General features: G+C 46.5%; 14 protein-coding genes. 2 read left to right on the top strand and 12 right to left on the bottom strand.

Features of this window, described 5'->3' with window-relative positions; translation table 11 throughout:
* Window positions 1-95: 95 nt before the first annotated feature.
* Together KNP87_RS05325 and KNP87_RS05320 are read left to right on the top strand one after the other, a co-directional pair.
* A complete protein-coding gene (locus tag KNP87_RS05325; RefSeq protein ID WP_026833719.1) occupies window positions 96-476 on the top strand; it encodes a truncated hemoglobin in 381 nt (126 codons plus the stop codon).
* Between the two features lie 59 nt (window positions 477-535).
* Entirely contained in the window at window positions 536-877 is a 342-nt protein-coding gene (locus KNP87_RS05320) for a hypothetical protein (protein WP_026833720.1), read from the top strand.
* An 88-nt stretch (window positions 878-965) separates the two neighbouring features.
* Here the strand turns inward: KNP87_RS05320 and KNP87_RS05315 are convergent, their stop codons facing one another.
* The 12 genes from KNP87_RS05315 to glpK all read right to left on the bottom strand — a co-directional run bounded on the left by KNP87_RS05315 (window position 966) and on the right by glpK (window position 12,757).
* On the bottom strand, window positions 966-1,388 hold the full coding sequence (locus KNP87_RS05315) for a hypothetical protein (RefSeq protein ID WP_026833721.1): 423 nt from the start codon (window positions 1,386-1,388) through the stop codon (window positions 966-968).
* Between the two features lie 106 nt (window positions 1,389-1,494).
* Window positions 1,495-1,980 (bottom strand): competence protein ComK, encoded by a 486-nt coding sequence (locus KNP87_RS05310; RefSeq protein ID WP_026833722.1) that lies wholly within the window; start codon window positions 1,978-1,980, stop codon window positions 1,495-1,497.
* A gap of 118 nt (window positions 1,981-2,098) precedes the next feature.
* Entirely contained in the window at window positions 2,099-3,472 is a 1,374-nt protein-coding gene (locus tag KNP87_RS05305; RefSeq protein WP_026833723.1) for a sensor histidine kinase, read from the bottom strand.
* Complete coding sequence (locus tag KNP87_RS05300; protein ID WP_026833724.1) at window positions 3,469-4,134, bottom strand: response regulator transcription factor; 666 nt, start codon at window positions 4,132-4,134, stop codon at window positions 3,469-3,471. The genes KNP87_RS05305 and KNP87_RS05300 overlap by 4 nt, the downstream gene beginning before the upstream one ends.
* Window positions 4,135-4,261: 127 nt before the next feature.
* Window positions 4,262-4,417 (bottom strand): hypothetical protein, encoded by a 156-nt coding sequence (locus KNP87_RS05295; RefSeq protein WP_167331063.1) that lies wholly within the window; start codon window positions 4,415-4,417, stop codon window positions 4,262-4,264.
* A gap of 97 nt (window positions 4,418-4,514) precedes the next feature.
* A complete protein-coding gene (locus KNP87_RS05290; RefSeq protein WP_119922433.1) occupies window positions 4,515-4,949 on the bottom strand; it encodes a methylglyoxal synthase in 435 nt (144 codons plus the stop codon).
* Between the two features lie 76 nt (window positions 4,950-5,025).
* Window positions 5,026-6,570, bottom strand: coding sequence for a fatty acid--CoA ligase family protein (locus KNP87_RS05285; protein ID WP_214721226.1), 1,545 nt, complete (start codon window positions 6,568-6,570; stop codon window positions 5,026-5,028).
* Between the two features lie 124 nt (window positions 6,571-6,694).
* Window positions 6,695-7,582 carry an SDR family oxidoreductase gene (locus KNP87_RS05280; RefSeq protein WP_214721060.1) on the bottom strand — a complete coding sequence of 296 codons (888 nt, stop codon included), beginning with the start codon at window positions 7,580-7,582 and terminating at the stop codon, window positions 6,695-6,697.
* Between the two features lie 51 nt (window positions 7,583-7,633).
* Window positions 7,634-8,623 carry a lipoate--protein ligase gene (lplA, locus tag KNP87_RS05275; protein ID WP_214721059.1) on the bottom strand — a complete coding sequence of 330 codons (990 nt, stop codon included), beginning with the start codon at window positions 8,621-8,623 and terminating at the stop codon, window positions 7,634-7,636.
* 30 nt (window positions 8,624-8,653) lie between these two features.
* A complete protein-coding gene (locus KNP87_RS05270) occupies window positions 8,654-9,337 on the bottom strand; it encodes a DsbA family oxidoreductase (protein ID WP_026833729.1) in 684 nt (227 codons plus the stop codon).
* Window positions 9,338-9,477: 140 nt separating this feature from the next.
* Complete coding sequence (locus tag KNP87_RS05265) at window positions 9,478-11,133, bottom strand: glycerol-3-phosphate dehydrogenase/oxidase (RefSeq protein WP_214721058.1); 1,656 nt, start codon at window positions 11,131-11,133, stop codon at window positions 9,478-9,480.
* A gap of 133 nt (window positions 11,134-11,266) precedes the next feature.
* Complete coding sequence (gene glpK / locus KNP87_RS05260; RefSeq protein ID WP_214721057.1) at window positions 11,267-12,757, bottom strand: glycerol kinase GlpK; 1,491 nt, start codon at window positions 12,755-12,757, stop codon at window positions 11,267-11,269.
* Window positions 12,758-12,787: the final 30 nt, after the last annotated feature.

The raw sequence follows: 12,787 nt of genomic DNA, 5'->3' as shown, positions 1-12,787 counted from the left end.
GGTACCGGATCCGGAGTTGCAAAAAAGGGGTAAAGACTGGCATAATGATATGTCGCAAGATGATTCAAACCGTATGTACAGAAAGAGGGACATCGATGCTCTACGAAGAACTCGGAAAACGTCAAGCAATTGAACAACTGGTTAAACGATTTTATGAACAGGTTTACGCGGATGAACTTCTTCTCCCTTTATTCCCGACTGACCGTCAGCGGGTTGAACAAGCACAAATCGTTTTTTTAATCCAGCTGACAGGTGGACCCAAACAATATGAGCAGTATGATGAGCGCATGAACCTTGCGATGATCCATCGTCTTTTGCCGATCGAGCAAGCGCATGCTGAACGTTGGATTGAACTGATGACACTCGCGGTTGCTGAGACCATTTCGAATCCGGAGGCTGCTGCCCGCTTAATCGAACGATTACGAATCGGTGCGCTGAATGTTCTCCGGATTTGCGACGCGCACCGAGGCGGCTAAGGGATTTTTCTTTCTCATCCGTACATTTCAATGTAAAATAAAAAGTGGAGGCGATAACTATGACTGAAGAACAAGATCAAAAGAGTGAATTGGTAAAGAATGCACTCGAACAAGCTGAAGCTGCAAAAACGACAGATGAAACCGTCGAAGAAGAAAAGTCGGATGAACAAAAACGACTGGAACACATACGAGCCCTTGTCACACTAGAGCGTGGTTCTGATTATTATCGCGTCGTATTCTACGATGATCATAAGCATTTGATTTTCAAGGAACTGGATTATGACCGCGTAGAATTTGTTGGTCGATTCTATAATGACAGCTTCGATCCGACGAATCAAAAAGAGTTAGAAGAGATTTCTGAAAAAGCACTTTCAACGTCGATTCGTAAACGATTCCTGTAAAAAATCGCGTCTCGAAACGTTTTCTCATTGAAAAAGCCGTTCTCCCACAATCAGTTGATGGGGAGCACGGCTTTTTTTATCGGTTCGATTACGATTGCTGTTCGGGACGTTCAGCTGCATGTCGTTTTTTCCGACGAAGTACATATGCTAATACCCCGCCTGCGACAGCAAGTCCAGTCGCTGCCAAGACCGGCAGGAACACTTTTTTCGAAGTCAATTTTTGTTTGACCTGTTCAAGGCGTGATTCTGTCACTTCTTTTTGCGCAACAGAAGTCCGGCGGTTGATTGTCATATGTTTTGCTGCATCTGTTACGACGATTCGTTTCGTCACCCAACGGCGATTTCCCGCTTCGTCCACAATCAGTTGACGTGCCCGTTTGACACCTTTGACCCGCTTACCTGGCGTATTTTCCGGACGGACGATACGCGAACTGATAAAACGACGTCCTCCGTTTACACCAAATCCCGGTTGTAGTTTTCTTCGGTTTAACCATTCATATGATTCATTCATTGTGTAGCGATCGTTTGATCGCTTCACCTCCCCTTCGATTCTCTCTCTTATGCACTCATGGATTAATTCGCTTTATTTGCTAAAGATTCCTGTTAAGATGTTCCACTTATCGTGGTTTATTAAACGTCATCGGTCGTTCTTCTTGAAATCTCCGTTGCATTTCATATGCGAGTTCTAGCGTTTTGATTCGTTGCCGTTCAATGCTGTACGCCGAAACCTCCGTGTCAATTCGTTGTCCGGTCTGAAACTCGACTTGAACCGTTTTCCCTTTTTTCTGGACGGCCTTCATCTGCTTAAAATTAATCCAGATACACTCTGCCTTTTCCTTGGCTGTTGTCGGAAAGAAAATCGTCTGTGCCTTCCAGTCAATCAAGACCGGTGTTTTCCGATTTGGTCCCAGTACGTGGCGGGCCGCTTCAATTCGTCCGCGCATCGATGAACCAAAATACAGACAAGATTCTTCGATGAACTTGATGGGGTGTCCATCTAATACCACTTCAGATTGTTCTTGAATAAGTAAGGTTTGCGGTTCCCCGTACGGACCATATCGGGGAATAAGTGCTAGCGTTTTTTCCGTAATTTTATGTGGCATTCTGATTTCTCCCTTCTTGTATTAATTTGGTTATATCAGATTACGAAGAATCCGGCTGAGCATCGGCATTATTTCCCGAAATAAAAAACGAGATATGACTATCTCGTTTTTTAAGATCTTATTTTTTGGGTGGTGCTGAATCTCGGAAGTGACGTGGAAAATTAAATTTCACACATACTTTATCCTTTTCATTTCCCGCCGTCTGGTTTTCGATCGTCACCGTTCCTTCATGGCGTTCTACAATCCGCTTGACGATGTATAATCCAAGACCAAACTTCCCTTCCTTCCCACGCGAAAATTGGTGGAACAGGGGGGATGAAGCATCAAGCGGCGGACCATCATTCTCAATCTCGATTGTTGCCGTCTCCGCTGTTCCGGATAAACGGATCGCAATCGTCGTTTCGGCGTAACGGATCGCATTGTCCAGCACGTTTTCCAGTGCCACACGCAATTGTTCGCCTTCACCTAACACGATTCCAGCCTCACCGGAGATTTTCCAGGTCAATGCTTTTGTCCCGACAAACCGTTTTTGCAACAAATGCACCATCCGGTCCAGATCCACATGATCCCACTTCGAACGATCCAGCTCAAAATAGTCCAGTTTCGTCACATACAACAACGCGGCCACCTTTTTCTCCAACCGTTCGGCTTCCTCTTCAATGACGGAAACCGATCCCGTCAGGTCACCGTCGGGATAAATACCGTCTGAAATCGACTGGGCGTAACTTCGAATGACCATGATCGGTGTTTTTAGATCGTGAGAAATATTTTGCAACAGGGATTTTTGGGCTTTATCCTGCTTTTCCAAATCCATTCGCATCGCATTGACGGAACGGGCCAAACGGCCGATCTCGTCCCCGCGATCAAGAGGGAGCGGCGTATCCCACTGCTGAGCAGCGATTTTCCCGACAGCCCCTTCAATTTCGATCAACGGTTGTGTCAGTCGACGTGCCAACCAAAATGCGATGAACAATGTCAAGATACTGACGATCGCCACGACCCAGCCGATTTTTGAGAATAATTGCGAAATCAATTCTTGACGATAGGCATCCCAGACGTATGAGACACGGTAGTACGTTTCACCTTTAATCTCCATCTTCAAGATGCTGTAGTAAACATCTTCCTTGTCGAGACGTGTCGTATATTTTTCCATCTCATCTTCTTGCGCAATGGCATCCCGATACATTTGATTGACCAACTGTTGGGGCGCACCGCCATAATACAGCTTACCGTTTTTTGATAATAACAAGACGTTAACCGATCGTGACTCTTGTTTTCGTCGATCGAATTCAATCGGATTTTCTTGGAGCATCTCAATGACGGATGCATCTTCCGAGAAAAACACTTCACTGTTTTCGAGTGTCGCATACACCTGTTCATCGATGAAGTTACCGATCGACGAGCGCATGACGACCAAGATCACAATCGAGAGCGTGGCAATGACTAATAAAAACATCGCCCAGATTTGAAAACCTAGACTCCGGTTTTTCATGCAGCCACCAGACGATATCCGATACCATATATCGTCTCGAGTTCAAGTTTTGAGAGCTTTTTTCGGACACGGCGTACAAGATCGTCGACGACGCGATCAGATCCAAAGTAATCGTCTCCCCAGACACTGACCAGGATTTGTTCACGCGACATCGGTGTCCCGATCTGTGTCGCGAATAAAATCAATAAGTCGTATTCTTTTGAGGTCAAATCAATCTCTTGACCATTCTCTTCAATCACACGTTTTTCCGGATAGATCATATAATCCCCGTAACGAATAACACCGGTTTTCGGTGCGGCGTAGGCGCGTGCCAAAATCTTCTTCACACGAATGACCAGTTCGCGCGGCAGAAACGGCTTGGCGATGTAATCGTCCGATCCCATCTCCAGCCCAATGATCTTGTCGATGTCTTCATCACGGGCCGAGATGAAAATCACTGGTGTCGTCTCATCATGCGCTTTAATCCGTTTGATCAATTGAAAACCGTCCAAATCCGGCAACATGATGTCGAGTATCCATAAATCAGGTTTTTCAATGATGGCAGATGCCGCAGCTTCTCCTGATGTAAACGATTTAACTTGCCAACCTTCCTGTTCCAAATACTTGACTAAGACACGGTTCAAGTTCACTTCATCATCGACTAAATAAATCGTATGCATCATCATCACTCCTGCTTAAGTTCTTTTTTTTAGTGTAACAAAGGATTTCCGCAGAATTATGGGAGAATTAAAAAAATGTACAAAAAAACGCTCTCTTTCATAGAAAAGAGAGGCGTACGGAACAAAACAATTATTTTACAAGGCGCAACGATGGATACGTCGCACGTTCTACATGTGTTTTCACATTCGCCGATACATGACGACGTTCCGTTTTCACTACGTGTGTTAGGAACGTTACACCGCCACCAAGTAAGACTGTTACGCCTGTCATTAAAATAATCTCCATTGTTTTCGCCACCCTTTTCCATCGCAATTGATAATCAGTATCATCCTCAATACGACTATAGCATGGTTGATAGAAAATGAGAAGCGTTCTCAGAGATTTAATCATTCAAAAATTTCTGTTGTTCCACTTCATGCCGTTTTCGAATAATGTCACGCCATTTGAATTCACCCTGTTCCAATCCGTTAATTAAAATTTCAGCGGTCCCGACATTTGTCGCAAGCGGCAGATCATAGACGTCACACAACCGAATCAAAGCAGACACATCCGGTTCATGCGGTTGAGCGGTCAACGGGTCGCGTAAAAAAATCACGATGTCGATTTCACCCCGAGCAACCATCGCGCCAATTTCTTGATCGCCGCCGAGTGGACCTGATTTACAGCGATGAACAGTTAACGCCGTCGCCTCCATGATGCGTTGTCCCGTCGTCCCGGTGGCATACAACGTGTTTTTCGAAAAATACGTTTCATATGCCCGGGTGAACATCATCATCTCATCCTTTTTTTCGTCATGTGCAATCAAAGCAATATTCATTTGAATCCTCCCCCTCTCTCTTTAATATGCACACAAAAAGAACTTCAGAAACATGAAGTTCTTTTTGTGTAGGGCATCAGGAAATTGTCGGTTGCTTTTTCAATACGGTCCGTAAAATCTTCCCCGTCGTATTTCGCGGCAGCTGATCAATGAATTCAATCCGTGTCGGACATTTGTATTTTGCGAGCGATACCGCGCAAAAATCGAGGATTTCTGTGTCTGTCAACGGCTCACGCACGACGACGAACGCTTTGACCGCCTCCCCCATTTCTTCGTCCGGTACGCCGATGACGGCTGCTTCGACGACGGCAGGGTGTTGGTACAGCACCTCTTCGACTTCACGTGGGTAAACATTGTATCCGCCGACGATGATCATATCTTTTTTCCGGTCGACGATATAGAAATATCCGTCTTCATCACGTCTCGCTAAATCCCCTGTATACAACCAACCTTCTTTTAACGTTGCTTGTGTTTCTTCCGGCATTTTATAATATCCTGTCATGACGTTTGGTCCACGCACAATCAATTCGCCGACCTGACCAACCGGTACGTCCTGACCCAATTCATCGACGACTTTATTTTCGACATCGATGATTGACGGACCAATCGATCCCGGTTTTTGAATCCCGTTCAATGGATTAAAACACGTCACCGGCGACGCTTCCGATAGTCCATATCCTTCGAGAATATGACAATTAAACGTTTGATCAAACGCTTGCAGTAACGGAACCGGTAAACTTGCGCCACCGGAAACAAACAACCGTGTCGTCGCAAAATGATCGGCGTATGTCGGATGTGCTTTCACCGTTTGTAACAAGAAGTTGTACATCGTCGGTACACCGGCAAAAATCGTCACCCGTTCTTTTTTCGCCAGTTCAAAGGTCTCCTGTGGTGAAAAACGGGAGGCGATGACGATTGTTGCGCCATGTGCAAGCGACGCATTGACGACAACCGTCAAACAAAAGACATGGAACATCGGCAAGACAGCTAATGTCCGGTCCTCTTCCGAGACATTTAAGTATTCCCCGATGGAACGTGCATTCGATGTCAGATTACGATGTGACAACATCGCACCTTTTGGTTTCCCGGTCGTTCCACTCGTATACAAAATAACTGCGGTTTCATCCAGTTCATAGGTCACGTCTTGAATCGGATGGTCAATCTCAAGCCAGTTTTCAAGTGTCGTGAAGCGAACGTTGCCGAGCTGTTCGTCCGGACCGATTTGACCATTAAACGGCACGGAGACGACAACAGCAAGATGTGGTAAATGCACCAAACGCTCTTTCGCCGCCTCGACAAGTGGTGCTATCCCCAAAATCCCTTTGACATCCCCGTTCATCAAGATATAACCGAGTTCATCCGGCGTATAGGTCGGATTGATCGGGATAGCGATTGCCCCTTGCTTCATGACGGCATAGTAACCGATTAAAAAAGCTGGACTGTTCCCGAGAATAAGAGCCACGTGATCCCCTTTACGAATGCCGTGTGCCTCAAGTGCTCCGGCTGCCCGGTGAAACTTTTCAACAAATTCGCGATAACTGACTGTGGTCTCTTCGAATACGTACGCAGTGCTATCCGGACGTTGCCGCGCCGTTTCTTCCACCGAATGAATCAATCCCATCATAACTAGTTTCCCCTTTCGAATGAATAACCATTCATTTTTAGCATAAAAAAATCCATACATGACGTGTCCGCCTGTATGGATAGTGTAGCATTTTATGGAAACGTTTTCACGTTCTTTCTTTTTAGCCGTTGACGATGACGCCACCGTTTAGATGAAGAACTTGTCCCGTCATATAGCTGGAATCGTTACACGCCAAGAACACATAAGCGGAAGCCATTTCGGCCGGCTGTCCCGGGCGGTCCATTGGCGTATTCTTACCGAACGTCTTCACAGACTCATCCGGGAACGTATCCGTGATCAACGGTGTCCAAATCGGACCCGGTGCAACAGCATTGACACGAATCCCTTGTTTGGCGAGATTCATCGACAGACTGCGTGTGAAGCTGACGATTGCCCCTTTTGTCGACGAATAATCAATCAATAAAGAGTTTCCTTCATATGCGGTCGAAGACGTCGTGTTGATGATGGCTGATCCGAGTGTCAAATGTGGCAGAGCTGCCCGTGCCAAACGCATCATCCCGAAGATGTTCGTCTTGAACGTTTTTTCCATCGATTCGTCCGTGATGTCGAGCAACGATTCTTCCGGTTTTTGCATGCTCGCATTGTTGACGACGATATCGAGACGTCCGAACCGGTCGATTGTTTTCTTGACAAGCTCTTCACAGTAAGCACCGTCACCGATGTCTCCTTGCGAAAGTAATACTTCTCCACCCAATTCTTCGAGACGGGCTTTTGTTTCTTCTGCGCCTTCTTGATCGCCGTAAAACGCGATGACGATTTTAGCACCTTCCAATGTATAAGCAATCGAGATAGCTCGTCCGATTCCTGAATTCCCGCCTGTCACGATCGCGACTTTTCCTTTTAATTTTCCGGCAGCACGATAATCGTCCCGCTCATAATACGGTAACGGCTGTTGGTCTTCCGTTTTCGGTAAGCCTTCGGAAACTTTTTCAAAATTGATGAAGTCGTTTAATGTACCCTCTAAAAAGTTATCTTTATTGTAGCCCATGAAAAAAGCTCCCCCTATGCAAGTTGATAGAAAGAGTTTTCCCAAAAAAGCTTATGCTAAAACGTCAAGTACTTCATCGAGTTCAACGGCACCAAAATATTTCTTTAATTCGTACTGACTCAACACGTCCCGTAATGAGGATCGGTCATACCGTTTTCCTTCCAGCGCCCGAGCGATTTCCGATGCATCCTCGACACCGAAAAAATCACCGTAAATCTTCGCTTCTTCAATGATTCCCTTTTTGACGTTCAGACGGAAATCAATCGTTCCGATTGGGAAACGTTTTTTGTGAATGACATCAAACTTCGGTGATTTCCCGAAATTCCAATCCCAGTTCCCGTAACGTTCTGCTGAAATCGCATGCACTTTCGCCCAGTCTTCTTCCGTCAAAACATAACGTTCCATTTCTTTTTCTTCATAAATCGAAGCCAACAGATGTTCAACAAACTCATCCATTGTCAACGGTTCTGTCAAAAATTCCGAGATGTTTGCGACACGGCTACGGACGGATTTGATTCCTTTTGAACGCATTTTTTCTTCACTGACGACAAGAGCATTGACGACTTCTTCAATGTTTGAATCGAGCATCAATGTGCCGTGGCTGAACATTCGACCCTTCGTCGTAAACTGGGCGTTTCCGCTGATTTTCCGTGTCCCGACATGAATGTCGTTCCGACCTGATAATTCTGCTTCGACTCCGAGTTTATGCAGTGCTTGAACAACCGGTTCCGTGAATTTTTTGTAATTGTTGAAGGAGTCCCCATCATCTTTCGTCAAGAAACTGAAATTCAAGTTCCCCAGATCATGATACACGGCCCCACCGCCCGACAGACGGCGGACGACATGGATCCCGTTCTCTTCGACATACTTTAAGTTTACTTCTTCACTCGTGTTTTGATTCTTCCCGACAATGATCGATGGACCATTGATGTAAAACAGGAAATAATCCTCTTCGCTGACGTTCAGGTTGTTTAAAATGAAATCCTCTACAGCAAGATTAATCCGTGCATCGTGAATTTCTGGATGGAAAATGAATTTCATAAGTTTCATGTTCTCCTTTTACAATCAAATTTAGTTGCAGCCGTCTACACCACAGGCATCACCTTCGGCAACGATTTCTACTTTTTGTTCCTGTTGGACTCGTTCCAATACTTGACTGAATGCCTCTACCGGTTGCGCACCTGAAATCGCATACTTCCGGTCAAATACAAAGAATGGTACACCAGTGACACCTAGTTCACGAGCCATGTCTTCTTCTTGGCGAACTTCATCAGAAGACTCGTCAGATGCGAGAAATGCCTCGACGGTTGCTGTCTCCAGTCCAGCTTCGGTCGCAATCCGCGTCAAAATCGAATCATCATTTAAATTTTCACCGTTCATGAAATAGGCTTGGAACAATCCTTCTGATACCTCATCCATTTTATCATGTTTTTTAGCGAGTTGAGTCAGGCGGTGAGCTTTAAATGTGTTTGCCGGAATGACACGATCCATTTCGTATGCCAGACCATCAGTCTTCGCAGAATCGACGACTCCTTGTGACATTGATCGTGCTTGTTCAACGGATGTTCCGTACTTCGCCGCTAAAATTTCATACAGCCCCATCGTCGGTGTTTCAGGTGCTGCCGGATCAAGCTCAAAACTTTTGAATTCTACTTCGACGTTCGTTGCACCATTTGCCTCAATCGCCTTTTCCAAACGTTTTTTACCGATATAACAAAACGGACATGCGTAATCTGACCAAACTTCTACTTTCATTCTGTTCCATCTCCTTTTAAGTGAGTGTCATGTACATTTAGCATAATCGCCCGGGCAGCCGCTTGCAATGAATCTGATTTCCGGCAACAACAAAAACTCCTTCACCCGAAAGCGAAGGAGTTTTTGTACAAAGAATCATTTTATTCTGTGACGAGCGCGTGTGCCGCATCCTCAATTTCAATGTCGAGTTCTTTTGTATATTCTGCTGTTTGAGCTGACGTCCAGTTCAAATGACGTGCCATTTCTTTGATGGCTGCTTCTTTATGCTGACGTGCCCAAGCAATATCAAAGAAGACTGCGCCCGTCCGACGGATGAAGAAGTCGATTGGACGTGCGACCATCTCGTGATCGATTCCGTAATGAAGCTGCGCATAGACATCACGCGGCAGTTCCGTTTCTGCTGCATCATATTCCGCTGCATAGGCAAGAACATTCGGTAAGTTCGAGCCGTAGCGTTTAGCGAGGAACAAAACTTCCTCCGAAGTTAAACCGTTAGCCGGTGCTTGCGCTTTGAGGAATTTCGCGAATCCGGTCGCTCCTCCGACATGTCCACCTGAAATCGGCATGTTTTTTGTCGAACAACGGGCATATGCCACATTGTTTTCTTGTTTCAAGAGTTTTGCGACGAGATCAACGACGTGCTCGCCCATTTTGCGGTAACCTGTCAGTTTCCCGCCGGCAATCGTAATCAAGCCTGATTCAGACTGCCATACTTCGTCTTTCCGTGAAATTTCTGATGGGTCTTTCCCCTGTTCGTAAATCAACGGACGAACACCGGCCCAACTCGATTCAACATCTTCTGCTGTCACTTTGACGTCCGGGAACATGTAGTGAATCGCATCCAGTACGTATTCTTGATCTTCCACCGTGAACTTCGGATGTGATGTATCTTTGTCGAAGAATGTATCTGTTGTCCCGACATAGGCTTTTCCGTCACGCGGGATTGCAAAGATCATCCGACCGTCCGGTGTATCGAAGTAGACGGCTTGTTTTAACGGGAATTTCGATTGATCGATGACGACGTGAACCCCTTTTGTCAGACGAAGCTGTTTTCCGACTTTCGAGCCGTCTTTTTCGCGCAACTCATCGACCCATGGACCTGTTGCATTGACGACTTTTTTCGCACGAATTTCGTGGACGTCGCCCGTCTCAAGATCCGTCACGCGCATCCCGACGACTTTACCCGCTTCATAAAGAATCTCTTCGGCTTTCGTATAGTTAATGACGCGGGCACCGTGCGCGACCGCTTCTTTCATGACTTCGATCGTCAGACGGGCATCATCTGTCCGGTATTCGACGTAGTAACCGCCGCCTTTAAGACCGTCTTGTTTCACGAGTGGTTCTTTTGCAAGCGTCTCTTTTGACGATAACATCGAACGCCGCTCAGAGCGTTTGACTCCGGCTAAGAAGTCATAGACACGTAAACCGATTGACGTACTGAACGGTCCGAACGTACCGCCTTTGTGCATCGGTAACAACATCCATTCCGGTGTCGTGACGTGTGGTCCGTTCTCATAAACGATGGCACGCTCTTTCCCGACCTCGGCGACCATTTGGATTTCAAATTGTTTCAAGTAACGCAAACCACCATGCACCAATTTCGTTGAACGACTTGACGTTCCGGCTGCGAAGTCCTGCATTTCAACGAGTCCAATTTTCATGCCACGTGACGCGGCATCAAGTGCGATTCCAGCTCCTGTGATCCCTCCACCTACTACAAGTAGATCCAGTTCTTCACGCGTTAATCGATTGTAGACCTCTGCACGGTTTTTGCTTGAAAATGATTGGTTTGCCATGAATAGTTCCTCCTGTTTGGGTTCGAAAAAAAAGAGACCACAACAAACAGGCTGACGGTGTCAACTGTTGCTGTGGTCTCTCCATATTCTCCGACCGGTTTATTAACTTGTCCTTACTATAACATATCTCACATTACTTGAACAACATTGCCGCCTGTACCGCTTTTTTCCATCCGCCGTAGAGTGCTTCACTCTCTTGTTCAGCCATGTCCATCTCAAAACGGCGATCCATCTGCCACTGCGCGGCAATCTGTTCTTGATTTTCAAAGAAGCCGACAGCAAGACCTGCAAGGTAAGCCGCTCCGAGCGCTGTCGTCTCATTGATTTCCGGACGTTCGACCGGTGCTTGAATGATATCACTTTGGAATTGCATGAGGAAATCATTTTTGACAGCACCACCGTCGACACGTAAAGCAGACATCTCAATTCCAGAATCCTGTTCCATCGCCGTCAAGACATCACGTGTCTGATAGGCGAGGGATTCAAGCGTCGCTCGAATGAAGTGCTCTTTTTCGGTTCCGCGCGTCAGACCAAAGACCGCTCCACGGACATCCGAATCCCAGTACGGTGTACCAAGACCAACGAATGCCGGTACGACATACACGCCATCCGAAGATGTCACACGCGTCGCGTAGGCTTCTGTTTCTTTCGCATCGTTGATGAGACGAAGACCGTCACGCAACCATTGAATCGCTGAACCGGCAACAAAGATACTGCCTTCGAGGGCGTATTGGACTTTCCCGTCGATTCCCCAAGCGATTGTCGTCAATAATCCGTGTTCAGACGTCACGGCTTTGTCACCTGTATTGAGCAACATGAAACAACCTGTTCCATACGTGTTTTTGGCCATGCCTTGTTCGAAACAGGCTTGTCCGAATAAAGCCGCCTGCTGATCGCCTGCTGCGCCTGCGATCGGCACAGATTCACCAAAGAAATGATACCCGGCTGTCTGCGCATACACTTCAGACGATGGACGGACTTCCGGAAGCATCGCTTTCGGCACGTCGAGAATGTCCAGTAATTCTTCGTCCCATTTGAGTTCATGAATGTTATACATTAACGTCCGGCTGGCATTGGAGTAGTCTGTGACGTGGGCTTCCCCACCCGACAGTTTCCAAATCAACCACGTATCAATCGTTCCAAAAAGAAGTTCCCCGCGTTCAGCTCGCTCACGTGAACCTTCGACGTGATCAAGGATCCATTTTACTTTCGTACCGGAGAAATACGCATCAATCAACAGTCCCGTTTTCGAACGGAACAGTTCTGCATGCCCGGCCTGGCGCAACTCTTCACAAATTTCAGCGGTTTGTCTCGATTGCCAGACAACTGCATTATGAATCGGTTTTCCTGTCTCTTTCTCCCAGACGACAGCCGTTTCACGTTGGTTTGTGATTCCGATCCCGGCGATTTGTGTCGCCTTGACGTTTGCTTCCGTTAAACACGTCGCAACTACAGCAAGGACACTGCCCCAAATCTCATTGGCGTTGTGTTCGACCCAACCCGGTTTTGGAAAATACTGCGTAAACTCACGTTGTGCCGAATGAACGATTTCCCCGGAGCGATTGAATAAAATCGCCCGTGTACTGGTTGTTCCTTGATCTAGTGACAAAATGTAGTTCTCCATCTCTTCCCCATCCTTTGTATCTAGTAAGTT

The sequence above is a fragment of the Exiguobacterium sp. s192 genome (genome assembly GCF_018618795.1).
GTDB classification, from domain to species: Bacteria; Bacillota; Bacilli; order Exiguobacteriales; family Exiguobacteriaceae; genus Exiguobacterium_A; species Exiguobacterium_A undae.
This window is presented reverse-complemented; position numbering and strand designations above follow the sequence as displayed.

Excerpts from the sequence above, each read along its gene's own strand:
- KNP87_RS05325 (WP_026833719.1), top strand. The coding sequence starts at position 96 with ATGCTCTACGAAGAACTCGGAAAACGTCAAGCAATTGAACAACTGGTT.
- glpK (WP_214721057.1), bottom strand. The coding sequence starts at position 12,757 with ATGGAGAACTACATTTTGTCACTAGATCAAGGAACAACCAGTACACGG.
- KNP87_RS05265 (WP_214721058.1), bottom strand. The coding sequence starts at position 11,133 with ATGGCAAACCAATCATTTTCAAGCAAAAACCGTGCAGAGGTCTACAAT.
- KNP87_RS05270 (WP_026833729.1), bottom strand. The coding sequence starts at position 9,337 with ATGAAAGTAGAAGTTTGGTCAGATTACGCATGTCCGTTTTGTTATATC.
- KNP87_RS05310 (WP_026833722.1), bottom strand. The coding sequence starts at position 1,980 with ATGCCACATAAAATTACGGAAAAAACGCTAGCACTTATTCCCCGATAT.
- KNP87_RS05305 (WP_026833723.1), bottom strand. The coding sequence starts at position 3,472 with ATGAAAAACCGGAGTCTAGGTTTTCAAATCTGGGCGATGTTTTTATTA.
- KNP87_RS05280 (WP_214721060.1), bottom strand. The coding sequence starts at position 7,582 with ATGGGCTACAATAAAGATAACTTTTTAGAGGGTACATTAAACGACTTC.
- KNP87_RS05300 (WP_026833724.1), bottom strand. The coding sequence starts at position 4,134 with ATGATGCATACGATTTATTTAGTCGATGATGAAGTGAACTTGAACCGT.
- KNP87_RS05290 (WP_119922433.1), bottom strand. The coding sequence starts at position 4,949 with ATGAATATTGCTTTGATTGCACATGACGAAAAAAAGGATGAGATGATG.
- KNP87_RS05295 (WP_167331063.1), bottom strand. The coding sequence starts at position 4,417 with ATGGAGATTATTTTAATGACAGGCGTAACAGTCTTACTTGGTGGCGGT.
- KNP87_RS05285 (WP_214721226.1), bottom strand. The coding sequence starts at position 6,570 with ATGGGATTGATTCATTCGGTGGAAGAAACGGCGCGGCAACGTCCGGAT.
- lplA (WP_214721059.1), bottom strand. The coding sequence starts at position 8,623 with ATGAAATTCATTTTCCATCCAGAAATTCACGATGCACGGATTAATCTT.
- KNP87_RS05320 (WP_026833720.1), top strand. The coding sequence starts at position 536 with ATGACTGAAGAACAAGATCAAAAGAGTGAATTGGTAAAGAATGCACTC.
- KNP87_RS05315 (WP_026833721.1), bottom strand. The coding sequence starts at position 1,388 with ATGAATGAATCATATGAATGGTTAAACCGAAGAAAACTACAACCGGGA.